Consider the following 24,091-nt stretch of genomic DNA (forward strand, 5'->3'; position numbering starts at 1 on the left):
TACCCCCGCGCTCTCCCGAGACCTCCCCCCCCCCCCCCTCGCCCCCGCCCCGGGGCACCCGCCGCCGGCGCCGCCCCCCCCCCCCGGGGGCGGATTGTCAATAATACTTTGGCAATGTGCGCGCCGGGGGTGATCTTTAAGCGAAACAAAATAAACAGGCAAAAGCATGGACATCCTTAAATTAATCAAAATCCCAAAATGGGCAAATCCCTAGCATTATAACTTAAAACCAGCAAGTCAAGACAATTAGCAACACTACCACACTTGTAAATAGCCATGTTTTCTGTGGCAATTTTTAAAACTACTTAGGGGCATAGGCTTGTACTTGCTTGTTGTCCTTAGCCTCTAAACTCCAAGCTAAAGCCCCCTCTAAGAGAGTTTTGTAACCAGCAAGGCTCAGACCTTCTAAAAGCCCTATTAATCTCATCTCATCTTTTGGATCAAAGATAAAGCCATTAACCCCCTCTTGTACCAGCACCTGCGCCCCGCAAGCACTGCTCACAAACACCGGCAAACCCACGGCCAAGGCCTCTTCCACCACCAAACCCCAAGGCTCGCTCAAAGAGGGCAAGATCAAGCCATCAAAAGCACAGAACAACTCCCCCAAGCGGGCATTCTCAACCGCCCCTAAAAACGCCACATTGGGGCTTGCCATGCGTTTTAATGCCTCTTCCAACTCCCCCGTGCCCACAAGGCTTAGAGAAAAATCGGGCAAGTTGTGAAACACACGCAATAAAAACTCTAAATTTTTAACCCCACTCAAGCGCGCCACACAAATAAATTGTTTGGCATAAGAACGCTTATCTCTACAAAGTAGGGGCTTGTGGATGATCCCAACACCATGCGTGATTCTAAACTCTCCCTTAAAACCTAGCACCTCTAAGAGTTTGGCATGCTTATGTGAACAAACAAAAGCTCTTGAAATACGCCCTAAGAAAACCCGCTTGAGCCACGCCTTCACCCCCCGCGTGGTGCTCTCATAGATGCTCGATTCGACTACGATCGCATTTTGGGCCTTAGGACTGGCTAGCACCCCTGCCCAAAACTCCAAGCAATCCCACCCCCCCACTAGCAACCATTTGCAGGGCTTTTGCCTTAAAATCTGGACTAATTGGTAGCTATTTTTCCACAAGGGGCGTTCTTGCAAATTGCCTGCAAAAAGGGTGGCGTGCTCAAAGCACGCATTTTTTAGACCCGTAAAATCCCCCGCGCGCTTTTCTTTAGTTTCAGATGCCAAGAACACCACAAAGATTTTTAAAGATTTGGCTAGTTCGTTATAGAGATTGACCTTGTAAAACACAGGCAAGGGGGTGGTGATCACATAATCTAGTGTTTGATCCACTTAAGAGCCTTTTTAAGATAGAACTTAGCCAAAATCCATTTTTCAATGGCTTTAAGCACTAAGGCCGGGGCGATTTGGTGGCGTGCCTTGATCTGTGCCCATTCTTTAAAAATCTCCAACTCTTTATCAGTCCCCAGCCCATCTGCACGCCAGCGTGCCAAAACCTCAACTTTAGACACAAATGCGGGGAAGTTGTGGAAACAACGCAACAAATGCTCATAATCCATGCTAAAGATCAAATCTTCATCAAACAACCCATAGATGCTAAAATAATCCCGGTGCGTTAAAAGTCCTTGGTGGTGAATCATTTTGAAACGCAATAGGTTTTTATCAAAATTTTTGAGATAATCAGAGGTGTAGAGCACATCCCCTTGTTCATCCACGCGCACCACCCGCGCACTAATGAGCATTTCCCCCTGCACGCCTGCCATCACTTCTTGCAAGGCATTAGGGGCAACAAAGCCATCACTATCACCTTGAAAATTAATATAATCCCCAAAAGCCAGACGCACGCCCCGATTGAAAGCCTGCGCAATGCCCTTATCTTTAAGACTCATAAAATAATCGATTTTGTTAGCATAAGTTTGCAAAATCTGCAAAGTGCTATCATTGGAACCCCCATCGATGACCAATAATTCCAAATTGCCATAACTTTGATCCAAAATGCTCTGCAAGGTCGCCTCTAAGAATTGTTGGCTATTCAGGGTTGCCATGATCACACTCACTAGGGGCTGATTAGGCACGCTGTGCTTGAAAAGCCCTTTAGTCCTTAAGCCCCCTTGCAGAGTTGCCCTAGGGTAGATAGCAAGTCGCTCAAAATGCTTAGAATCTTCTAGCTTGGGGGGCTGCTCAAAAAGTCTTGGAGGTCTATCCAAGTAAAATGCCCTCATAAAGCGTAATGTATTTTTTTGCAATCACCTCTTGACTAAAATGCGCCTCTGCGTGCATGCGTGCATGCGTGCAGAGCTTAGGATAATCCGGGGTATTTAACACCCATTCAACCCCTGCCTTTAAATCCAGCACATCAAAGGGGCGGGCTAGATAGCCATTTTCTTGGTGGCTGATTAGATCGCCATTGCCCCCCACTTCAAAAGCCACTATAGGTGTTCCACATGCCAAACTCTCTAAAATCACATTGCTTAGATTTTCTTGGCGGCTAGGCACGACCACTACATCCACCGCATTATACAACGCCACAAGGCTAGCGTTATCAGTGAGCTTCCCTAGGTAATGTGTCTTAAAGGGCAAGTGGGGCATATTATTGGGCGTGTCTGCTCCAAAGATCACCAGCTCGATTTGTTGCCCTTTAAGATGATGTAGGGCTTCTAGCAAAAGATCTGCACCCTTAATAGGATTACTTGTGTCCATAGCCCCAAAAGCCACTAGCTGGTGGGAGGTATCCAAGCCTAATAATTGTTGGCAAACTTGTTTGTCTAGGGGCCGGTAGTGGTGGGTATTGATCGGATTGGGGATGACCACATGGTGTTTGTCTTGGAGCAAGACACTCTGTCTAGCCCGCGTACTTATCCAGTTGCTCAACCCCACCACGTATAAATGGGAGATTTGCGCATACGCCCGTTTTTTCATACCAAAGCCAAGGGTGGCCAGATCGTAATCAAAGGGGCTATTTAAAATGCAGGAATGCCTATAGGCATGTTCGTTTTCATCACCATAATAATGATCCCCGCCACTAAAAGCCCACATGTCATGCAAACTCCACACTAGAGGTGCCGGGATTTTTGGTAGATCGTAGATGGGAATCACCCCACGCCCGATCCAATGCAGATGCACAATGTCGGGCCTGATCTTTTCAATGGTGCGCAACACCCCGCTAAAGGGCAACCAACCAATATTAAATGTGCCTCTTGTGCGCTTGGGGTAGAACAAAATCGGGGCTTTGTCCAAATAAGGGCGTAAGCGCGCCCAAGTTTTGCTAAGACCTTGCGGGCTTAAAATGCGATCATGGAGCATGCCCCCCCGTGTGTCTTGCACATAGACCAAACTATCCACTCGCTCTTGCAAGAGGGCACTATGCAAACGCAAGGTAGCTCGAGCTGCTCCTCCAGTGAGGGTGGCGTTTAAGTGTAGGATTTTCACAGAGTGGCGACCCTTTTGTTTTCACCATGGTAACATAGCAAGACCCGCATAGAACTTAAGCACTCAGGGTAAATGGAGAGCCCTTTGTGCTATGCTATAATAAGACCCCTAAGGCTTCAAGCCAAAAATTAATCAAGGGAGATAGGATGAAAAAATTTACGATAGCAGCGTTACTGGCATCTGCATTGTTACAAGCCAATAGTTTAGATACCACGAAGGTTAGCATGTCTTTTACCGCTTTTAAAACGGCTAAAAAAGTCGGTGTAGAAGGCACTTTTGACCATGTGCTTTACCGCTTTAACAAAGACACTTCCAGCGTGGCGCATATGCTGGATAAAGCCACCGCTACAATCAATGTCGCCCAAGTTAATCTGCACGATGAGCTCAAAACTAAAAATGTTAAAGAAGCGTTTTTTAACCAATTCAAAGATCAGAGTCTCAAAGTGACTTTTAGAAATGTGGTGGCTGGGGAAGATCAAGGGACCTTACTTGCTTCTGTGCGCATGAATGGTAAGAGCGTGAAAGTGCCCATGAGCTACACCATTAAAGATAAAGAATTGGTCGCTACGGGCGTGCTAGATATCATGGAATTTGGACTCAAAGATGCCTTCCATAAACTTGCCACCGCCTGCAGTGCCCAACATGAAAAATTAACTTGGTCTCAGGTGCAAATCACTTTTAAAGCTGGACTTAAAGACTAGCAATGGCTAAAAAAGAATTGGGGCATGCGCTCTTGCATAGCATCAATGATTTTAACGAGGCCAAACAGGTCATTGCGGGGGGGGTTAATTCCCCCGTGCGCGCTTTTAAAAGCGTGGGGGGCATACCACCCTTTATCTACAAGGGGCAAGGCTGTTTGTTGCACGATGTGGATGGGAATGTTTATGTGGATTTTGTGCAAAGCTGGGGTCCCTTGCTCTTTGGGCATGCTGATGCAGAAATTGAGGAGCGGGTGATTCAAACCTTGCAAAGGGGTTTTAGTTTTGGCGCGCCCACAGAGTTAGAGACCACTTTAGCTAAAAAGTTGGTTTTGAGCTATGAGGGCTTAGAAAAGGTGCGCTTGGTGAGTAGCGGGACAGAGGCGACCATGAGCGCGATCCGCTTAGCTCGGGCTTTCAGTGGTAAAGATGATATTTTAAAGTTTGAGGGCTGTTACCACGGGCATAGCGATAGCTTGTTGGTGGGGGCGGGGAGTGGGTGTGCGACTTTTGGCGTGCCCTCCTCTTTGGGTGTCCCACAAGATTTTAGCCACCATACTTTAGTGGCGCGTTATAATGATATTGAATCGGTCAAGGCTTGCTTTAGACAAGGCAATATCGGCTGTGTCATCATTGAGCCCATCGCGGGTAATATGGGCTTAGTGCCCGCTAAGTTGGAATTTTTACAAGAACTGCACACACTATGCCAACAACACCACGCCGTGTTGATCTTTGATGAGGTGATGAGCGGATTTAGAGTTGCAGCGAATGGTTCGCAACATTATCACCATTTGGTACCCGATTTGGTTACCTTTGGCAAGGTCATTGGTGGAGGGCTACCCTTAGCTTGCTTTGGGGGTCGATCTGAGATTATGGATTTATTAGCCCCTGCAGGGGGAGTCTATCAAGCGGGCACGCTGAGTGGTAACCCCGTGGCTGTGGCGGCTGGGATTGTGGCATTAGAAAAAATCCAACGCGATCCCAATCTTTATGATAGATTACAAGTCCTAGCCCAACGCTTTTGTGCCGGGTTGGAACAAGCCGGAGAGGCGCATGGTTTTAGCGTGCAAACTTGCGTGCGGGGGAGCATGTTTGGCTTTTTCTTCAGCACCCAAGAGGTGCAAAACTTTGAACAAGCTAAACAGAGCGATACTGGACTTTACGCCGCTTTCCACCAAAAAATGCTCCAAAAGGGCGTGTATTTAGCCCCCTCTGCCTTTGAGAGTGGCTTTATCTGCACGCCGATGGATCCAGACATCTTGGATCAATGTCTGCAAAAAGCGCGTGAGAGTTTTGAGGAGATAAGGCATGGAGTCTGATCCCAAATTTAAAAAGGTGATCGAGGGGGCGGATGCTTTGAGTTTGGGGATTTCCATCGTGGTGGCGATCTTAATTGGCATTGGGATTGGCTATGGTTTAAAGAAGCTGACGGGTCTAACTTGGCTCTTTTGGCTGGGCGTGGCTTGGGGGGTTGGGGGGGCCATCTTAAATGTCTATAAAGCCTACAAAAAGACTAAAAAATCCCTAGATGAGCTGGCTAACGATCCTAAATACCGCATTTTTAAAGACAAACCTTAATGTGCTTAAAATGCGTTTTGGTGTTACTAGCCTACCATGTTTTGTTGGTGGGGCTTGTGGCTCTCAAGTGGGGAGCACTGGGCGCGCTCAACTTTGGGGCTAGCTTTTGGGGCTTTTTCTTGATCTTGTTGGCGGGCTATCAAAAGCTTAAAGGCGTGTTGCAAAACACCCAAGCAGACAAAACACTCTCTAAATTTGCCCATTTTGCTTTGGGGGTGCAAACTTCTATTAGCTGGCTCAAATTAGGGGCTTATGCGCTCTTGCTTGTTTGCTTATTTGTGCTGATGGATTTTAAAATTTTTATGCCCCTGCCCTATCTTTTGGGCTTTTGGGCTTGCTTGATCGGGGTTTTGGCCTTGCGCGCCCTTAACAAGCTCTCAAAACGCTAGCTTAAAATTAACTCTTAAGCACTTTAGGATTATCCAACCATAGATCAATGAGCGCGCGCACGCCTCCCTCACCGCCGTTTTTAGTTGAAACCACAATCCCGCTTAAAGCTTTTAAATGGGGGTGGGCGTTGGCTACACAACCTTTGAACCCCACGCATTCGAGCACGAGCAAATCGTTTACATCATCACCCACATAGGCCACTTGGGCAGGGGTGATTTTCTCTTGAGCGCAGATGTCTTTTAGGGCCTTTAATTTGCCCTCAGGGGTGCAACCTTGATGCAAAAAATCCATCTTCAAACGCTTGGCGCGGTGTTCCACAATTGGGGTCACCTCACCGGTTAAAATGCCTATCTTAATCCCCCTAGCTTTGAGTAGCTCAAAGCCGATGCCATCGGCAACGCTGAACTTTTTAAGCTGTGTGCCATCTTGGAGATAATACATCCCCCCATCGGTTAGCGTGCCGTCACAATCGCATAAAAAAACCTTGAAGGCGGCCATCTTTGTGCTCCTTTTAAAAGGTGGTATTGGGCGGGTATCTTAGCTAGCTTTTTGGGGGCTTGTCAAGCCTTAGGCTGTTGTGCCCAATTTGTGCCAATTTGTCTCACTTGTGGCACAGCCTAGGGGCTTGAAAAAACCACTTGGCTTTTCAAAGCTAAAACCCCAAGGGGGGGTCCAAAAAAGTTTAAGCCAAAAAGCGCGTCAAGAACGGGAAAATAAGACTTAAGAAAACCAAAACAAGGAGTGTTTATGCGATTTTACAACCGAAAGGGCAAGCTATATCTTGAGACCTACGAGGGCACCAAGCGGGTCCGCAAAAGCCTAGGGGTAGATGACACGCCCGATAACCGCGCGCTGATGTATGTTAAGCTAGGCGGGCAGGTGGATGGGGGCAAGATTGAGCGCGAGCGGCGCGCCAAATTCCAGCAGATCAAGAACGCCCACAGCACTAGCACCTTGATGTCCCCCATCAAAGTATCTAGCGTGGTGGATAAGTTTTTAGAGATGACCCTAAGCCTCAAACCCACCACCCAGCGCACTATGCGCGCCCACATGAGGCGCGTTTTAGAGCTTTTGGGCAACCCCACCTACATTGAGAGCATCAACAAGGAAAGCGTGTTGAACTTCTATATCGCCCTAGCGGGGCGGGGGTTTTCCCGCACCCACACCCGATCCCTCATCTCTTGTCTAAAAAACTTTTTGGACTTCTCAATGACAATGGACTACATCCAGGCCAACCCCTTTTTTAAGCGCCGTATCCAAACCCCAAAGCCGATGGGCAAGCAACCCTTAAGCCCAACAGAAGTTAGCCAAGTGCTAGAACTTTGCAAGGGGGATACGATTATGCGGATCTATTTGACCATCGCCTTTTTAACCGGCGCGCGGGTGGGCGAAATCTTGGCCTTGAGGCGTGGCGATATTGACTTGGAAAGGGGCACGATACGCATTGAACGCACCATCAGCGAATATGGCGAAATACTCACCCCCAAGACAGATAGCTCCAACCGCACCATCAGCATCCCCGCCTCTTTGCAAAACGCCCTCAAAGCCTACATCACCCAAAACGGCATTCAAGACGCCCTTTTCCCCAACCCCCCGGGGCGGCGTTTGAACTTGCGCAAACAATGGCACCGCCTCTTAGAACAATGCGGGATTACCAAACGCCGTCTATATTGCACCCGCCACACCTTTGCAAGTATGATGCTTAGCTACGGGGGTAATTTATTGCATACCAGCGCGACCCTAGGGCACAACAACGCCCAGATCACCCTTAGCGCATACGCAGCCTACATCCCCAACCCCCAGGCCTCTTTTGCCCCGCTTGAAAACATCTCTCTAGGAGCTTACCAATGACGCACTCTGAACCCTTAATCACCAAATTTAACCCCGGTAGCAACTACTCTGTTGTGCCCAATGGGATTTTTAAATTGTCTTTAAGCCCGCAGGCCTTGGCCATCGTGATGTACATCAACCACCTACCCACCAATTGGGTTTTAAGCACTCTAGAGCTTTGTGAGGCCTTCAATCTCACACCTAACACGGTGAATAAATACATCCGCGAGTTGCGCCAAGCCGGGGTTTTGCAAATCACCTACAAACGATCCGCTAGGGGGCGTATCACCGGGATACGCCAGTGGATTTTGTGCATGCCCCAAGAGGCCCCCACAGATGAAGGCCCCCACCTTAAGCAAGAAAAAGACATAAGGTTGCAGTCCCCTATCACAGGGGGGTTTGACCCCCGCTATGCCGTCTCTAAGGGGATGCCCACCTTAACGCAAAAATTACACACAATAAAAGAAACTGTACACAAGAAACATGAAGAAACCAAAAGCGCGCACGCGCGCATGCATGTGTGTGAGGCCGTGAAAGGCTTTGACTACCAAAAGGGCATGAACGCGCCCCAGAAGAAACGCGCCTTTTATGAGGCTTTCAAAAACAAAGTTTCTTCCATCTTCAAAGCCCCCCCGCCTAAAACCCAAGTGCCCCCCTTTAGCCCAGAAGAGCAACAAGCCTACGAGCGTTTTGTGGCCCACCGTAACCACGCCCACCCGGTTAGCTACGAGCAAAAACGCGCCTTACAACGCCGCCTTTTAGAGCTTAAAAAAGAAGGGCATGACATCTGTTCGTGCATTGAAACCTCTATGCGCAGGGGCTTTAATGACGTCTTTCCCCCCAAGAGCAAGGCCACCCAGCAGGGCTTTTTGGATCGGCTTTTAGAGCAATACAAGGGCCTAGGCTTGAACGCGCAAAACGTTCAAGACGTCATTTGGGACGCGCTGAGCACCTTTGACAAGCTCATCCACACCTACAGGGGCCTAAGCCTTGGCAATATCGCTTGGGCCACCCTCAAGGCCTACAAGTCTTGCGAAAAGGAAAACTAGCGTGAAAAGGCCCAAAGAACACACGGGGAGCTTTTTTTTAGAGCCCCCACTCTTGGAGATTTTAGATGCGATCGCCCAGTTTGAGGGTCAGAGCCGTGGCGTGATCGTGGAATGCGCTATCCGCTACTTCTTACAGGGAGAAAAACATGATTGGCAGAAAAGCAAGCGCAATGCCTACAACAAAAAAGGTCCGCAAAAAGTTCATGCTCAAACCGCACATCATCGTCCGCTTAAAGGCCAGGGCAAGAAGGGATCACACCAGCCAAAACGCCCTCTTGCTAGAAAGCGTTTTAAGGGGCCTAGAAGCGTATTCCAACGAGAACCTCTATATCCGAGCCTATTTGCGCAACAATGCTCACTACAAGGCTTTAAAGGCCTCAAATGAGCTATGATCACAACCTTCTAGAAAAGTCCATTGTCCGATCGTGTACAGCCTATCCGCAATGGCTAGAAGAGTTTTTAGAGGGCCTCCCCCTTGAAACTTTCGAGCCCCCCCACCAACAGGTGCTCAGCGCGCTTTTAGAGCTTAAAAACAAGAACAAGCCCATTAGCCTAGCGACCCTCATCCAGACCTTGGGGCAGGAATTTAGCACCAGCACGGCTTTCAAAGAGCTTTTCGAGGACCCCCGCATTGAGGCAATGCCCAGTTATTTGCACCTAAAAGATGACTTGCGCACCGCCCTTTTACTCAAAACCCAGCGCAAGCTTACAGAGGAGCTAGCCAAGGCCAACCTTAGTGGCGTGATCTTTGATATGGACTTCTTGGGAAAATTTGTCCGCCTAGAGAGCCACCGCCCCGCGCGCAGTTTTGCCGAATGGGCCGCCGAGTTTGCCAAGTCGCCCCCTTTGAAGAAGTTTCCCACGGGCATTAACTTTTTAGACCGCAGTTTAAAAGGGGGGATCACCGAGAACTCTTTAGTCCTCATCAGTGGGGATAGCGAGGCGGGCAAGACCACCCTAGGGGTGCAGATTTTAAGGCATTTGAGTATGGAGCACCGCGTGCTGTATTACTCTTTGGAATTCCCTTTGAAAAACTTTGTGGACACAATGAATCGCGTGCAAGAACAGATCGGATCGGCCATTTTTGATCCAGTCAATTTCCGCATGGATGATGGTGGCCTTAGCGGGCTAACCATTGATGAGCTAGTAGCGCAGATCAAGCAGGAGGCCAAAGAGGGGACTAAGGTGTTTTTGATCGACTCGCAGATGATGATCCGCGTGAGTGCCGGGAGGCGCAGTGAAGAGGAGCAGACCAAGAAGTTTTTTAGACTAGCTGAGATCATCAATGCCCAGCTAGGGGTGGTTATCCTCTTCATTGTGCAAACCTCTAAGAGCGACCCAACCACCCCCTTTGACACCAAGTTAGGCGCGCACGCAGCAACCATCCATATAGGCGTGTCCAAATATAAGCAGTGGGACAACCCCAAGCAGAGGCCCTATATGCGCCGCATAGAGTTTTACAAGAACAAGCAAGAGGGGCTATTAAACCAGGCCATTTTTAGAGCCCACACCCCGCTTTTTATGCTCAAAGAGTGGATCAAGATCGACCCCAAAGACCCGCAAAAAGGCGAGAGGGCTTTAAACTTTGAGATCAACACAGAAGAACACACACAGGAGGAACCAGAATGAGTCAGAAAGAAACTTGCCAACAACTAGCCCGCGATTATATCACAAGTGGCGTGGGGGCTAGCTTTTTTAATCTTGTCTTTGAGGGCGAGGACATTTTTATCGAATTTGAAAACAAGGGAACCGAATTGGCCCTTATCAATAAGCAGACCACCCTAGTGATCCCCTCTAGCGCAATCTCTTTGCAAAACTTGCGCCACCTAATCCTTTTTATCCCAGTGGGCAAAGAGGTGGAAACGCCTTTAATTGGCTATCTAACCCCCAAGAAGAAAAACAGGGTGAAAGTGGATTTGCTCATCCCCTTAAATGACTTCTTGGGCTATTCGAGTGCCATTTTTGCGCTGTTTAGGAGCTTTAGGGGGGCTATTAGCGACAATGGGCAAGATGAACCCTACCACCTCACCTACACCCTCAAAGAGGGCTATATGGAAGAGTTAGCGGTGGTGGCCCTATGATCAAGGCAGAGAGCTTAGCGGCACTAAAAGAGAAGGCCGATATTATCGAATTTTTTTGCAAGCTAGGGCACACCCCAAAACGGGCCGGCAATGTGTTTTTAATGCATTGCCCACTTCATGGCGAGCGCACACCAAGCTTTGCGATCAACCCGCGCAAAAACACATGGCGGTGTTATGGGTGTGGTGAGGGTGGGAACATCATTGACTTTATTGTAGCAACCCAAGGCCTAAGCTTTTATAATGCCGCCTTTGAGGCCGCACGCATTGCCGGCATAGAGCTTGAGATCACCCACCACAAACAGGAAAAGCCAATGCCCGGTTATGCGATCTTGGATCACGCCCATAGGCTTTTCCAAAAGGCCCTTTTAGAGGACATGATCGTGCTGGACTATTTAGCGCAACGGGGTATCAACCAAGAGAGCGCGCGCTATTTTGAGCTAGGGCTTTGCACCCCAGCCACCACCACCCAGCTCAAAAAGGCCTACAGCCTAGAGGACCTACAAGAATGCGGGCTTTTTAATGGGCGTGGCCACTTTTGTGCTTTTGAAAACCGCCTAATCTTTGCCTACAAAGATGCCCGCAAGCGTGTTGTGGGTTTTAGCGGGCGCACCTTATCAAGCGATGAAGCGCGTACCGCCAAGTATTTTAACTCACGCGAGTCGGCTTATTTTAAAAAGTCTGAAACGTTGTGGAATATCGATCGCGCTTTAAATGCGATTATCCAAAAAAAGCAGGTCATCATCACAGAGGGCTTTTTTGATGCAATGTTATTTGGCGTGCATGGGTACCCCCATGCGGTGTGCATCAGCGGGACGGGCTTTAACCAAGGGCACTTAGATTATTTTTCTAAAATGGGCGTGGAAATCGCGCTTTGTTTGGACAATGACGGCCCCGGGCACAAGGCAACAATGCGCGCGCTTAAAATGTGTTTCACCCCCAATGAACCCTATTCTTTGGTTTGCGTGATCCGCTTGAAAAACTCTAGCACCAAGGATGTGGGATCGTGCCCCAAGAAAAAGCCCGAGATGTACAAAATCAATGGGTTTAAGTACTTTGCCAATGCGCGCTTAAGCCCAGAGTACCCCCCCCAAGAGCGCGACAAGAATTACAAAGAGTTAATGGGCCTAGTGGGTGGGTGGAGTCCTTTTTTAAAGCACGCGTGTTTGGAGATTTTGGGCGCGCACGCCCCTAAGCAGGTCCGCCAAGAAATCTCAGAGGCCAAAAGCAAGCTAGAGGCCAATAGCCCGCATTTGCAAAAGGGCTACACGGCTAACCGGCTATGGCCCGAGGGCTGTATCTTTGCCACGATGTTAAAAGACCTAGCCTTCCGTTTCACCGCACAAAGGTACCTAAGCGCGCAGGACTTCCAATACCCTAAAGTCTTTGAGGCCCTCATCAACAACAAAGTGGCCGGCCTTGAATCGCTAGCCACGCGCTATGAGGCCATTTGGCCCCCCGATCAGGCTATGGTTTTGCGCGCCTTCAAGCTCAAAGCCCTAGAGCGCGATTTGCGCAAGGCCATAGGGGAGGAGAATTTTAGCTACGCCAGTGCCCTTTTTGACAAGATTAAGCAGATGCAAGTAGCCCAAGAGGGCTAAAACCCAAGTGCCTTTTCATATCAGTTTGGTGGGCATAAAATTAAAACGCTAAAGCATTTTGCAAAAGCCTAAGGGCTTTTGCTCATTAAACGCGTTGCGTTTAACCCTTGTTATATTTTTGCACTTCTGTTTTAATAGCCCCAAAAAAATAAGGGAAGTTATGGCAGAACCCACATTGCAGGATCAAGAGGTCGAGTTACGGACATTGCAAGCTGAGATCAAGCAGGCCGAGCAGAGTTTGGAGAGCGATTTTGCCAACTATGCCGCGCAAAACACCACCCCCGAATTAGAGTCCCTTTTTTTTGACGACAAGGCCGGCTTTGTCAAAAAGCTTTTACAGATGCAAAACCAATTCTTGCAAGAAAAGCTAGGGAGCAAGGTGCAACGCGCCCAAGAGTTGCAGGGGGAAATCACCCAAAAGCGGAACATGCAAGATTTAGAGGCCGCCAAACAAGCCTTTTTACAACAACATCCCGATGCCAATATGGATGAGATCATGGCGTTTTACCATGAGGATTTGCCCCCCAAATACCAAAGGCAATTAGAAAGCTTGCAGGGCGTGGAGTTTTTTAATGCCCTCTATGAGCTTTACAAGGCCTACAAGGGCCCCCAAGAGCCCCCAGAGGCCCAAGAGGCCCAAGAGGCCCCCCAAGAGTTGCCCCAACGCCTAGAGGGCAATAGCGCGCAAAATCCTAGCGGTGGGGATGCCTCTATGGTGATGAACAGATTTTAAGGAGCGTGAATGTTAGCAGGACTTAACGACATCAATCTAGCCAATTGGAAGAGCGACCCCAATGTGAGCGTGAAGATCGGCGAACAGATCGAGGCGGCTAGTTGGCTCAAAAGCCCCTTTGAGCCCTTGACAGGGCGGGGGAGTGATAGAGGGGTTAGGACTTATTTAGTCCCAGATAACCAGCCCTACCGCCCCCGTTTAAAAGCGCAATTGAGCGGGAGTGGTGTTAGGGGGAATACCGACTTTAATGCCAACTTTGATAATTTGGAGATTTTAAGCCAAACCATTTACCCCGAAGTGGTGGGCAATGCCATTAAGTCAGAAATCAAACACTATAGCGCGATGAAGCATATTGACTTCATCAAAGAGGCTAGCGATAGCCTAACCGAGTGGATACAGACCAAGCGCGATCGGGCTTTAGTGTGTGCTTTATCTAATGACTTCACTAATGTGGTCGTGTGTGATCAAACAGATGGCTATAAGAGCCCAAACCCCAATGACAGCGTGCCCGATCTCACTAAGCAAATCCAAGCCGGGGACACCATGAGTGTGAAGGCGATCAGGCGGGCCATCTTCCAAGCTAGAGCGGGGGTAAGGCATGATAACAAGCAGGCCTTCCCCCTCAAGCCGATCCGATCTGAGAGCACCACCACAGGTGGGGTTTCAGTGCAAAATTACAGCTATATCATCTTACTAGATAGTTTTGCCATCAACCAGCTTAAAAGCGATAAGGAATACCAAGAGATGCAAAAGTTCGCCGGGCTAAGGGGGGATAAAAACGCCCTTTTTAGCGGGCTAGTGGGGCTCATTGATAATTGCCCCGTCATTGATATGGGGGTATGGACCAGTGTCAATGTCGGCCTTTTAAACTCAGAGGTTAGCGATACCGAATACTTGGCCAATATCAATGCGCAAAATTGTGGCACCACCACACCCCCCAGCCACTACACAGGTGCCCAGCCCATCAGTATTGGGGCATTAGTTGGGGCTAGTGCCCTTGTTTTAGCCGGCACCCCCAGCATCAACTTTTACATCAATGAAACAGAGGATGCGGGCCGCAAGACCATTTGCGGGGTGGATCGCATCTTGGGCATCTCTAAGGCGCGTTTTATGAGTGCTAGCGGGGTTAATCCCATCTATGATGATTCCGATTTTGCCGTCATTGGGCTATTTTCAAGCAAGGAGTGAGCATGCAAGGCCAAAGAGTTAAGAACATTAGTTATTTGTGCAAAGCGATTTTTAAACTAGATGCCAAAACAAAAGAGCTAGCCCTCTTGCCGGCCGGGAGCGAAGTTTTGAGCGTGAATTTGGAAATTATCACCCCCCTACCCAACGCCGTGATCGATATTGGGCTAGCAGGCAAGGGCGATTATTTTTTAGACAATATCAATGGGGGCGCTAAGGGCTTTTCCCAAAGCAGTATCCTACTCACCTCTTCTAGCACCCAGACCATTAACGCCACCATTGCTAACTTTGATGCCAAGGCCGACAGCCTAGCCATTTTAAGGGTGCATTACTTCTTGCCCTCTGAGGTGTTAGTGGAGTGCTAAAATGAGTACCATTGAGCGGGGTTTTAAAGCCCCACCCCGTGCCCTAGCCAATAGTGCCCTAGCCTTTAATAGCGCAAATCCTTTCTATAGTTTCAACACCAACACCACCCCGGCACCCAACTTCAACCCCCTAAGCGGGAACTTCAATGATGGCACCCCCGGGGGGGTCAATTATGCCAATTGGGCTAAGGCCACAAATGGGCCAAGAGCTTTGGGCAAAAGCGGCCTTAAATTTACCGGGCGTTGGGGGTTTAATACAAGTGACTTAGAGACAGCCCCCAGTGCCCCCACAGGAATTCCTAATGCCCCCAGTGCCCCCAGTATCCCCCAGTTGAGCTTTAGCAACACATTAGGGGCTGTGGGGCTAGGCATCCAAGGGCTGAATGCCTTAGCGGGCATTGTGGGGCTAGGTTATAGCATTTTTGCGACCAATAAACAGCTTGAAATGGCTAGAAATAACCAAAAGCTAGCACAAAAGCAATTCGAGGCTGAAAATGCCCGCTACAACGCCAGAGAGGCCGAGCGCATTAAGGCCAATGAGCAGATCGCCGCTAGCGCGCTCCCGATGGAAAGAGAATAACATTGATGCGTTTAATGGATTTTGGGCAGGAAGGGATTGTCAAGCTTAACGACTTTTATGGGCAGAACTTGCGTGTTATGGCCGTGCAACCTCTCACCCCCCTAGAGCAAAACCCCCCACGAACGTACTACAGCTTTAATGGGGTGTTTTTTGCCATCTGTGAGGGCGAGGGGGCACTTCACTACAGAGATTACCCAAATGCGCTCAACTTTGAAAACTTGGACCCCCTAGAGCTAGAGGCCTTTTTATTGCACAAACGCCTAAGCCCAGATCAAAAACAGCGCACCCTCATTGCGCAATTTATCAGCGTCTATGAGCGCAATATCCAAAAGGGGCGCTTGTATTTAAACCCGCCTTATTTTCAAGATGCCGAAAGGGCACTATTTTATGACAAATCTATATAATGATGAGAAATGTACAGGGGGTAGCGCCATGCTTTTAAACGCCATCATAGAGAAAGATCAGAACGGGTATTTTGCTTATGTGCCCTCTTTGCAAGGATGCGTGTCACAGGGGGGAAGCTACGAAGAAGCTTTAGAGAACATCAAAGAAGCTATAGAGCTTTATTTGGAAACTTTAGAGGCAGACGAGCGCGTTGTTCTCTCTGAGAAAAATTCTGTAATCGCCCCTATTGAGGTGGCTTTAAATGGCTGAACTCCCCCCTCTTAGCGTCAAGGAAGCAGATAGGCTGTTGCTAAAAAATGGGTTTGCCTTGGCCGGGGCAAAAGGCGGCCATTGGATTTATAAAAAGGGCAAGATTAGACAGGTTTTCCCTTTTTTTGCGGGCAAAATCTTACACCCTAAAATTGTAAAAGAAATCATGGAAAATACCCACAAATGAGGGCAAAAAAGTGGGGCTAGAAAGGGTATCACATGATCGCCATTAGCGATATTCTCTTGCGTTTGCGTTCCCGCCTCAAAGACGCCAATTATTTAGATTTGCGTTTTAGCGATGGGGAATTGATAGACAACATCAATATGGCCGCCTCTAGCCTCATCTTGGAGTTCAAGCTTAACCGCGCCCAAAAACTCAAAACCCTAACCCAAGAGAGCCCTTTTTTAAAAGTCCCCCACCTCTTGGGCATCTTAGAAGCCAAGTTCAACAACGCGCCCCTAAGAGAGCGCACTTGTGAGCACAGGAATACGGGCCCTCTAGCCCTCTATGTGCAGGGGGACAACTTGAGTGTTACCCCCTTTAAAGAGGGGCATTTGGGCGTGGCTTATAGCTTTTTTGAGCCCCTAAGCAACTTTGATGAGTCCCTACCCCTCCCCACAATGGCCAGCGATGCGCTTTTATACGGGGCCCTAGCGTCTATCTTAGAGGTCCCCACAGAGGAGCAAAACCCCCAAAAAATCGGCTTTTACCGCAATTTAGCCCATCAAGCCAAAAACCAGCTAGCCCTTTATCTGAACCGCCTATATTCTACCCAAGTGGCCAGCAAGGTGATTCGCATATGAATATCAACCGCTTTATCCGCAACTTCTTAGAGGTCCGCCAAGCTTTAGGGGGGCAAAACTTCCCCACTAAAGAGCTCAACGCAACCGCTATGCAGGCAGCTATTGAATACGAAAAGCTTTACCTACAAGAGGCGCAAAATAACCTAGCTGAAGAGCAAGCGCGCGCCAAAATGGAGATTGACTACCTCAATGCGCAATACACCCTACAAGCCAGCAAAGCCCAAACGCTTAACGCCTTGATCCAATGCCAAAGCATGATCACCAGCCTAAAGGACAATGCCGCAATCAACCGCGCCAATGCCTATGTGAGCTTTTTAAACACCGTGGGCAATGCGAGCAACACGAGTGCCATTGCCGCCTATGCGCGCGAGGTCACCCAGACGATCCGCTTGATTGGAGATGAAAAGCCCGATCCGCTTTTACAGGCGTGTTTGCAAAATTTGGGCAAAGAACTAGAAAGGCTTAATGGCCTTGAGGGGGCTAGCGAAGTGGTGCAGATTTTCGCCCAAAGCCTAGAGACCTTGCCCGATCACCCGGTACGCATTTGGGGCTTTAGCACGCTCAAAGACGCGCAAGATAGCTTTTTAGTCGATGGGGTGGAGATCACACGCGCCAATAGCTTTTTATTCCAGCAAAGCACCCCTAAGAGCTATAAAATCACCTTTAAGAGCACCAACCAGAATGGCGAGGCGCAAAAAAGCATCGACATACAGGTACGCGATCAAGCCATTAGAGGCCTAAAATAAGGAGCAGATATGGATAAAACCCCAACCCCCTTCCAACGAGTCGGGTTAGCCCAAGTGGTGGATGTAGGCCCCCAAAACCAAGCCCCCACACCCCAAGGGGCCCCCAAAGATTTAGCCCAAGCCCTAGCAGCCGCCAAGCAAGCCCAAGCCCAAGCCCAACAACAGCCCGATCCTACACAAGTGCAACAGCCCGATCCTACACAAGTGCCAGCGCCGCCCGCCCCCAATATTGATGAAATGCCCGAATTTAAGGCCCTCAAAGAGCAACAAGAAAAAGAGATACAAGAGGCTAAAGAGGCCTTTAAACAAGCAACCCAGGCCCTAAATGCGGCCAATCTAGCCCAAGAGCGCGCTAAAGAGGCCTTTAAGATCACCCAAGCAGAGGCCCAAGACCTAGTCACCCAAGCAAAGGCCCAGCTAGAAAAGGCCCAAGAGCTCCAGAAAAACGCGCAAGAGGCCCTAGAGGTGGCTAAATTTGTAGAGCCCAAGGGCCTTAAGAACTTGCCAGCAGTGCCCATACTAGGGGATGGCCCGATCTTCAAAGATTTAGCCCCCAATGTGCCCACGCCCATTGAGATTGAGGCCGATTTTTTAGCCCTTTTAGAAAAGAGCTTGGATGAACAAAAGGCGTGGAAGGAACAAATCTATTTGTGTTTGCAGGGGGTGAGCCGTATTTTAATGGCCTTTAAAGGGCTAAAGGGCTTTTATGAGAACGCCCAAGTGGCCCTAGCAGATGCGGGCAATGCCCTAGAGTCCAAGAGCGCGTTTTTCAACGCCCAGATTGATTTTTTAACCCAATTGCTCAATGATTACAACCGCTATTTTGACGAGTTTAACGCGGTGATGAATGAGAACAACGCGCTCATCAACCAGAATTTTAATGTGGTGCTAGACCAGATCGCGCTTGTTAAAAAGCTTTTGGGCCGTGCTAGTGCTGAGGGCAAAGCCCTTTTAGGCTTGCAAAAGAGTATCGAATTGCTTTTAAACAAGCTCAACAATATGGAAGACATTAAAAACCAGCTTTTAGAACTCAACAACAAAAGCCGCGCCTTCATTGAAGAGCTCCAAAGGCTCATCAAAGAGGCGATCACCAGCATTCAAGAGCAACAAGATCAGGCCCTTAACCACATCAACACCCAAGAGCAAGAGAGCACCACCAAGTTGCTAGCTTTGCAGACCCAAATTGAAGAGGCTTTAAACAGATTAGAAGAAGAGAGTATCGAGCACCTACGGGACGAACTAGCGCGCATTGAAAGCCAGATTGAGAAATTTAATACCGATTATGAAAAGAAGTTTGAAGAGATTCAAGCGCATGTCAGAGAGGTGGTCAAAATTCGGGACTTTTTAAACGCGCTAGAAAAGGCCCTAATGGCCCAAGCCGATCAAAAAATCGTTGCGATGGAAAATATCGGCCAGACCCAATTAGACGCTTATAACGACAATGCAGAAAAACAGACGCGCATTTTCAACACCAATGCCCGCCGTCTAGAGCAGGGCTACACAGACAAGGCTAACCAGCTCAAAGACCAATACAGCCACAATGCCGCGCAACTCCAGCAGGATTTTAACGCCAATGCCCAAGCGCGCCTTCAAGATCACAACACCCATAGTGCCCAACAGCTAGGCAAGATCGCCCAAAGGGGAAATGACCTCTTATTAGAGTTCAACACCAATGCCCAGGCCAAGCTAGATGGCTATAACGCCAATGACCAACAAAAAACCCTAGATTACAACACCAATGCCCAGGCCAAGCTAGGGGAGTATGACGACAATGTTGCTGATAAGATCGCCGATTTTGATAACCACGCCCATGAGAAGACCGCCCAGTCCCAGATCACCATTGAAAACTTGGCTGATGACTTGATTGCCAAGATGGCCATAGCCGGCACCCCCTTACACACCGAGCTAGGTGGGATTCACACGCTTTTAGAGCAATTGCGCCAAAAACAACACAAATTCGGGGCCAATTTTCAGGTCATAGAAGTGGCCACTAACCAGCAATGGAACGCGCCAGTAGATGGGATTTATTATTACATCTTCATACAGGGCGGAAATAGCGCTATGGGGAGCAATGCCAATGGTGGGGTGACTAGCTTTGGCGCGCTTTTGAGTGCCAATGGGGGCTTTAATGGGCAAAGAGGAGAGTGCAAGGCCGGGTGGTTTGAGCTCACAGCCGGGAGCACGCACAACATCACGGTAGGCAGTGGGGGAATATGCGTGATCTCTTACGCGACAAGGATATAACATGCAAGCACCCGATATCAGTGCCGGGCGAGGGGGTTTAAGCGCGCTAAGCGATAGCTTTTCACAGATGCAGGGGGCACACGGCTTTATGGCCAACGCGCTGAACACCTTTCATAACCAAGTGAATAACATTGGTGGGAGTGTCTATAATATCCTCAATAATGAAGAGCTCAAAGCCCACAAAAGGCTACAGGATAAAACCCAAAATGAACGGGCCGAACGGGCATTGAAACTTCAAGAAGAGGGCTTTAAATACCAGCAAATGCAGGATAAAATCAAAAACGCCCAAATGGAACGCAAGATCAACATTGAGGCCCAAAATGTTAAGGCCCTCAATGCGCTTAGAGGGTGGCAGGGTAAGCAAATGCAAGCTAACACCCTAGCCCAGAATATCCAAAACTTCAATCTAGGCGGTTTGATGCAAGAGAGCGATAACCCCCAAACGATGATGGGGGGCAATGCCATTCGAGCCCAGAGTGGGTTACTCAAAAACCCAGGCCAAAAACCCCCGCTAATAACCCCAATGGGGCGTAAATGAATTTAGCCCAAAAGGAATTAGCTTTAAGGGCCCTAGCCCAGAGGGATTTTTACACCTTTGTAAAACTCAAGTGGGCGCGTTACAATTTGGCCCCCTTTTTGGATTCTTGGCACATTGCTTACCTGTGCAAGGTTTTAGAATGCACCCAGCCCATCAGTGCCCAAGATGGCGGCCTCTTAACCCGCTTGATGATCAACATGCCCCCCAGCTATGGCAAAACCGAGATTATCGCCCGCTGTTTTATTGCATGGAGCCTAGGGCTAGATCGCGCCCGCAAATTCTTTTATATCAGCTACTCTGATGACTTGTGTAGGAAAATTGCCAACCAAGTACGCGATTTGATGAAATCCAAGTTTTACGCGCAAGTCTTCCCCAAACCCCTAGAGTTCTTGCAAGATAACGCCCAAGAGTTCGTTTTGCGTGAAGGCGGTGGGTTATTTGTCACCACGCTTAAAAGCGCGCTAACCGGTTTCCACGCCCACCAGATTCTCATAGACGATCCGATCAAGGTTAGCCAGATGAACAGCAAGAGCGCGGTTAGGGAAGTCAATGCCAACTTTAAAGAAAGCGTTTTAAGCCGTTTGCAGGACAACCAAAGCAACATCACCATTTTAATGCAACGCCTAGGGCTAAACGATCTATGCGCGTTTTTGCTATCTGAACGCGAGTTTGAGCGCGCCCAGATAGAGAGTTGGAAGGTCATTAAGCTTAAAGCCCTCAATGCGCAAGAGGAAATCCATTCGATTAAGGATTTTAGCTACACACGCCCGGCTAACACGCCTCTTTTTGAGGCGCGCCACAATGCCGCGCAACTAGAGGAAATGCGTTTGCAAATGGGCAATGACGAATTCAGCGCGCAATACCAGCAAGAACCCCTAGCCACCAGCGGGGGGTACTTTGAGCCCCAATACTTTAAGCAGGTATTCCAGCACGAGCTAGGGCAGTTCAATACGTTTATCTTTGTGGATAACGCCCTTAGCTTGAAAGAGAGTGCAGACAACCGCGCGGTTATAGTTGTGGGGGTGGAGAACTACAAGCAGAGCGCGCGCTACATTGTGCTAGATTGCTATTGTGGTGTTTGGAGCGAGGAGCAGACCATTAACTATATTTTGCAGGCAAAAGAGGCCTACCCACAGGCCAAAACCTACATTGAGAGCGAAGGGGGAGGCCTAGTCTTGCACAGATTATTATTGGTCGCCCTAGCCCAGCACAACCAGCGCGCCAAAGAGCAATACAAGCCCCCCTTAAGCGATGCCATTTTTTGCTACACGCCTAGCCGTCAGGTCAGCAAGGTGGCCAAAATCAAAGCGATCCGCCCCTTTTATAACACGGGCTTTTTACTCTTTTCCCACGCTTGTCAAAACCTAGGGCAGATTCAAAAAGAGCTTTTCAGTTTCAACCCCGATCGCCCCTTCAAACAAGACGACTGTATCGATGCGCTAGCTAGTTGCATCAACCACCCCGATGCCAAACCCCCTTACTCTAGCCCACCCCCTAACACAATGCCCACACGCCTAGCCCAAAAGCGCACATGGCGCATATGAGGGCTTTTAAGCCCGCTAAAACAACGCGCAGGGAAATAGAGTGGGAATAGGGTGTTTTAAAGGTTTATAAAGGGGAAAGAGGGAATAATAGAGCCAGTGTTAGGGGCACAGATTCCCCGCCCGGTAGTCTAATGCAATGGCGCGGCTAGAACCATTAAGACCACTAAAAGCACTATTCTAGAACCTTCATGTGGCACCTCTCTTCCCGAGGTATCACCCACTACACCCCGCTACCCCTAGATTCCTCTAGTTCTCCAAATTTGAGCCGTATTTGCCCTCTAACCAAGTGCCCACCATAGGGGGCTAGAGGGGTGTAATGTAAAGCTTGTCATCAAGTGGAAAATAGCATTTTTGCAAAATGCCCTTTTGCCAAGTGCCCACCATAGGGGGCTAGAGGGGTGTAATGTAAAGCTTGTCATCAATCTTACACCACTCTAGTTGGGCAAACTTGCGCCACTTTGGTTTTATCATCTTGGTGGGCATAGCTAGCGCGTTCTAGCCTTTTGGTATTTGTTTGGCAAGCATAACCATTAAAACGCTAAAGCGTTTTGCAATGCTAGCGCATTGCTCATTAAACGCGTTGCGTTTAACCCTTGTTTCCCCGTTCTAAATGCGTTAATGTAGGCTATGGCGACTCTAGACTTTGAGAAATTAGCCCAGCAAGGCGTCCAGCCTAAAGAGGTGCTAGACTTCCTTAAGGGCAAAGAACATAACTTCAACTTAGATGCCCTAGAGAAATATTATAAGGACAATGGGCTAGATTCTGAGCAGATCACCCGCGCGCTTTATCACGATCTAAGCACGATGAGTGGCTTTAGCTTTGTTAGCCCTAAGCAGAGCGTCAAAGAGCTAGCCACCCCGCTTTTTGCCCCCTCTGAGCAGATTATAGAGCCCCCCACACACAGCTCCCCAACAACCCCCCAAGCCCCCCTAGCCACCAGCACCCCCCAAGAGCCCAACACCACCGGTGTTAAAAAAAGCCCGCAAGAGGCCCTAGAAGAGCTCCAGAAGAAGGCAACACAACTCCAAGAGCAAGACCCCAATTTTTTAACACAGGGGGCATTAGGCACGCTAGAGAGTCTAACAGGCTTTAGCACCCGCCAACAGAGCCAAAGACAAGCCAATTACGGGCAGTTGGTTAATGAGGCCATAGAGCATAAAATCCCCTATGAAAAACTCCCCCCCAATGTGCAAAAGTTCTTAATAGAACAGCACTTGGCTAATTCCAGTGTCAGCGATGCCCTATTCAACCCCCTAGAGTGGTTAAACCCCAATAAGGGGGCACTAGAATACAATAAGGAAATCACCCGCCAGAGCATCTTAAAAGTCAAAGACGCCAAAGACTTGAGCGATGCGCAAAAAAAGCAAATCTACAAAGACCGCAATGTCTTTAGGACTTTGTGGAATAGCACCTTTAGTAGCCCCAATGAGGACTTAAAAGCCTACCAAGAAGACCAGAGGGCCAAATACCTAGGCAAGCAAGCGGCCAGAGATTTACTCTATTTTAAAAACACCGACCCCCAACACTCCCTTTTTAAACTGATTTTTTCTAGCGACCCCAAAGAGCAAGAAAAGAGCCGTCAGGCAGTCGTTAATATCATCAAGGCAGCGGGGTTTGAAGATGCGCTTTTTAAAGAGGGCAATACGTATGGGATCAAGCAGGGCCAAGCCTATAAAATCCAAGAGGGCTTTTTTGAAAACTTTAGCCAGTTTGTGCTATCCAATGCCGGGTCCCTTGCCGGATCTCTTGCCGGGGCCAGTGCAGGCTTTAGCAAAACCCGCAACTTCTTGGGCGCAACTACAGGGGGGGCTATAGGGGCATTCTTAGGGGGTAGCCTAGATTATGCCTTGAGCAACTATGTCACCAATCGCGAGGGCAATTTTAAGGATATGTTGCACTATATGACCGAGCAAGGGGTTTTAAGCCTTGTGGGCGATGCCGTGTTTAAAGGCGTGGCTAAAGGCGCGCAGAGTCTCAAACCCCTAGCGGGTGTTCTTGGGCGCAGTGTAGATTATATCCCCCTTGTGGGGGCTA

Annotated in this window: 27 protein-coding genes; 23 read left to right on the forward strand and 4 right to left on the reverse strand. The window is 48.9% G+C overall.

Features of this window, described 5'->3' with window-relative positions:
* Positions 1-301 precede the first annotated feature (301 nt).
* The 3 genes from FNE76_RS06465 to FNE76_RS06475 are packed head-to-tail and all read right to left on the reverse strand — an operon-like array spanning position 302 to position 3,439.
* Positions 302-1,342 (reverse strand): glycosyltransferase, encoded by a 1,041-nt coding sequence (locus tag FNE76_RS06465; protein WP_120947498.1) that lies wholly within the window; start codon positions 1,340-1,342, stop codon positions 302-304.
* Positions 1,327-2,217, reverse strand: coding sequence for a glycosyltransferase family 2 protein (locus FNE76_RS06470; RefSeq protein ID WP_235852171.1), 891 nt, complete (start codon positions 2,215-2,217; stop codon positions 1,327-1,329). The genes FNE76_RS06465 and FNE76_RS06470 overlap by 16 nt, the downstream gene beginning before the upstream one ends.
* The gene (locus tag FNE76_RS06475) at positions 2,210-3,439 is read right to left on the reverse strand and encodes a glycosyltransferase (RefSeq protein WP_120947500.1); all 1,230 of its coding nucleotides are present in this window, start codon (positions 3,437-3,439) and stop codon (positions 2,210-2,212) included. The genes FNE76_RS06470 and FNE76_RS06475 overlap by 8 nt, the downstream gene beginning before the upstream one ends.
* Positions 3,440-3,585: 146 nt before the next feature.
* Here FNE76_RS06475 and FNE76_RS06480 point away from each other — a divergent pair, with 146 nt between their 5' ends.
* The 4 genes from FNE76_RS06480 to FNE76_RS06495 are packed head-to-tail and all read left to right on the forward strand — an operon-like array spanning position 3,586 to position 6,104.
* Complete coding sequence (locus FNE76_RS06480; RefSeq protein ID WP_120947501.1) at positions 3,586-4,140, forward strand: YceI family protein; 555 nt, start codon at positions 3,586-3,588, stop codon at positions 4,138-4,140.
* A 2-nt stretch (positions 4,141-4,142) separates the two neighbouring features.
* Complete coding sequence (hemL, locus tag FNE76_RS06485) at positions 4,143-5,456, forward strand: glutamate-1-semialdehyde 2,1-aminomutase (RefSeq protein WP_162983036.1); 1,314 nt, start codon at positions 4,143-4,145, stop codon at positions 5,454-5,456.
* Entirely contained in the window at positions 5,446-5,715 is a 270-nt protein-coding gene (locus tag FNE76_RS06490; protein ID WP_120947502.1) for an AtpZ/AtpI family protein, read from the forward strand. Before hemL ends, FNE76_RS06490 begins: the two co-directional genes overlap by 11 nt.
* Positions 5,716-5,735: 20 nt before the next feature.
* Positions 5,736-6,104, forward strand: coding sequence for a hypothetical protein (locus FNE76_RS06495; protein WP_235852172.1), 369 nt, complete (start codon positions 5,736-5,738; stop codon positions 6,102-6,104).
* 7 nt (positions 6,105-6,111) lie between these two features.
* Here the strand turns inward: FNE76_RS06495 and FNE76_RS06500 are convergent, their stop codons facing one another.
* Entirely contained in the window at positions 6,112-6,603 is a 492-nt protein-coding gene (locus FNE76_RS06500) for a KdsC family phosphatase (RefSeq protein WP_120947504.1), read from the reverse strand.
* A gap of 249 nt (positions 6,604-6,852) precedes the next feature.
* On the opposite strand from FNE76_RS06500, the gene FNE76_RS06505 reads away from it, so the two are divergent.
* The 19 genes from FNE76_RS06505 to FNE76_RS06595 form a co-directional block, all read left to right on the forward strand.
* Positions 6,853-7,956: a tyrosine-type recombinase/integrase gene (locus FNE76_RS06505; RefSeq protein WP_120947505.1), complete on the forward strand. Its 1,104-nt coding sequence runs from the start codon at positions 6,853-6,855 to the stop codon at positions 7,954-7,956.
* On the forward strand, positions 7,953-8,984 hold the full coding sequence (locus FNE76_RS06510; protein ID WP_143928437.1) for a winged helix-turn-helix domain-containing protein: 1,032 nt from the start codon (positions 7,953-7,955) through the stop codon (positions 8,982-8,984). Before FNE76_RS06505 ends, FNE76_RS06510 begins: the two co-directional genes overlap by 4 nt.
* Before the next feature lies 1 nt (position 8,985).
* Positions 8,986-9,369: a ribbon-helix-helix domain-containing protein gene (locus tag FNE76_RS06515; RefSeq protein ID WP_162983037.1), complete on the forward strand. Its 384-nt coding sequence runs from the start codon at positions 8,986-8,988 to the stop codon at positions 9,367-9,369.
* Positions 9,366-10,613, forward strand: coding sequence for an ATPase domain-containing protein (locus FNE76_RS06520; RefSeq protein WP_143928438.1), 1,248 nt, complete (start codon positions 9,366-9,368; stop codon positions 10,611-10,613). The genes FNE76_RS06515 and FNE76_RS06520 overlap by 4 nt, the downstream gene beginning before the upstream one ends.
* A complete protein-coding gene (locus tag FNE76_RS06525) occupies positions 10,610-11,065 on the forward strand; it encodes a hypothetical protein (RefSeq protein ID WP_235852173.1) in 456 nt (151 codons plus the stop codon). Before FNE76_RS06520 ends, FNE76_RS06525 begins: the two co-directional genes overlap by 4 nt.
* Entirely contained in the window at positions 11,062-12,663 is a 1,602-nt protein-coding gene (locus FNE76_RS06530; protein ID WP_143928439.1) for a CHC2 zinc finger domain-containing protein, read from the forward strand. The genes FNE76_RS06525 and FNE76_RS06530 overlap by 4 nt, the downstream gene beginning before the upstream one ends.
* A 160-nt stretch (positions 12,664-12,823) precedes the next feature.
* Entirely contained in the window at positions 12,824-13,396 is a 573-nt protein-coding gene (locus FNE76_RS06535) for a Coiled-coil domain-containing protein (RefSeq protein WP_120947510.1), read from the forward strand.
* A 9-nt stretch (positions 13,397-13,405) separates the two neighbouring features.
* Positions 13,406-14,584, forward strand: a complete 1,179-nt coding sequence (locus FNE76_RS06540) for a phage capsid family protein (protein WP_120947511.1) — start codon at positions 13,406-13,408, stop codon at positions 14,582-14,584.
* A gap of 2 nt (positions 14,585-14,586) precedes the next feature.
* Positions 14,587-14,946 (forward strand): hypothetical protein, encoded by a 360-nt coding sequence (locus FNE76_RS06545; protein WP_120947512.1) that lies wholly within the window; start codon positions 14,587-14,589, stop codon positions 14,944-14,946.
* Between the two features lies 1 nt (position 14,947).
* On the forward strand, positions 14,948-15,526 hold the full coding sequence (locus FNE76_RS06550) for a hypothetical protein (protein ID WP_143928440.1): 579 nt from the start codon (positions 14,948-14,950) through the stop codon (positions 15,524-15,526).
* 5 nt (positions 15,527-15,531) lie between these two features.
* Entirely contained in the window at positions 15,532-15,930 is a 399-nt protein-coding gene (locus FNE76_RS06555; RefSeq protein ID WP_120947514.1) for a hypothetical protein, read from the forward strand.
* Between the two features lie 28 nt (positions 15,931-15,958).
* Positions 15,959-16,180, forward strand: a complete 222-nt coding sequence (locus FNE76_RS06560; protein ID WP_120947569.1) for a type II toxin-antitoxin system HicB family antitoxin — start codon at positions 15,959-15,961, stop codon at positions 16,178-16,180.
* Positions 16,173-16,367: a type II toxin-antitoxin system HicA family toxin gene (locus FNE76_RS06565; RefSeq protein WP_120947515.1), complete on the forward strand. Its 195-nt coding sequence runs from the start codon at positions 16,173-16,175 to the stop codon at positions 16,365-16,367. Before FNE76_RS06560 ends, FNE76_RS06565 begins: the two co-directional genes overlap by 8 nt.
* A gap of 32 nt (positions 16,368-16,399) precedes the next feature.
* Positions 16,400-16,984: a hypothetical protein gene (locus FNE76_RS06570; protein ID WP_143928441.1), complete on the forward strand. Its 585-nt coding sequence runs from the start codon at positions 16,400-16,402 to the stop codon at positions 16,982-16,984.
* Positions 16,981-17,730 carry a hypothetical protein gene (locus FNE76_RS06575; RefSeq protein ID WP_120947517.1) on the forward strand — a complete coding sequence of 250 codons (750 nt, stop codon included), beginning with the start codon at positions 16,981-16,983 and terminating at the stop codon, positions 17,728-17,730. The genes FNE76_RS06570 and FNE76_RS06575 overlap by 4 nt, the downstream gene beginning before the upstream one ends.
* A 9-nt stretch (positions 17,731-17,739) precedes the next feature.
* Positions 17,740-19,974 (forward strand): coiled-coil domain-containing protein, encoded by a 2,235-nt coding sequence (locus FNE76_RS06580; RefSeq protein ID WP_143928442.1) that lies wholly within the window; start codon positions 17,740-17,742, stop codon positions 19,972-19,974.
* Between the two features lies 1 nt (position 19,975).
* The gene (locus FNE76_RS06585; RefSeq protein WP_120947519.1) at positions 19,976-20,512 is read left to right on the forward strand and encodes a hypothetical protein; all 537 of its coding nucleotides are present in this window, start codon (positions 19,976-19,978) and stop codon (positions 20,510-20,512) included.
* Positions 20,509-22,056: a hypothetical protein gene (locus FNE76_RS06590; RefSeq protein WP_120947520.1), complete on the forward strand. Its 1,548-nt coding sequence runs from the start codon at positions 20,509-20,511 to the stop codon at positions 22,054-22,056. Before FNE76_RS06585 ends, FNE76_RS06590 begins: the two co-directional genes overlap by 4 nt.
* A gap of 627 nt (positions 22,057-22,683) precedes the next feature.
* Positions 22,684-24,091: hypothetical protein (locus tag FNE76_RS06595; protein WP_143928443.1), on the forward strand; the 1,408-nt coding region annotated here is incomplete at its 3' end.

The organism is Helicobacter mehlei (genome assembly GCF_007280785.1).
GTDB lineage: Bacteria > Campylobacterota > Campylobacteria > Campylobacterales > Helicobacteraceae > Helicobacter > Helicobacter mehlei.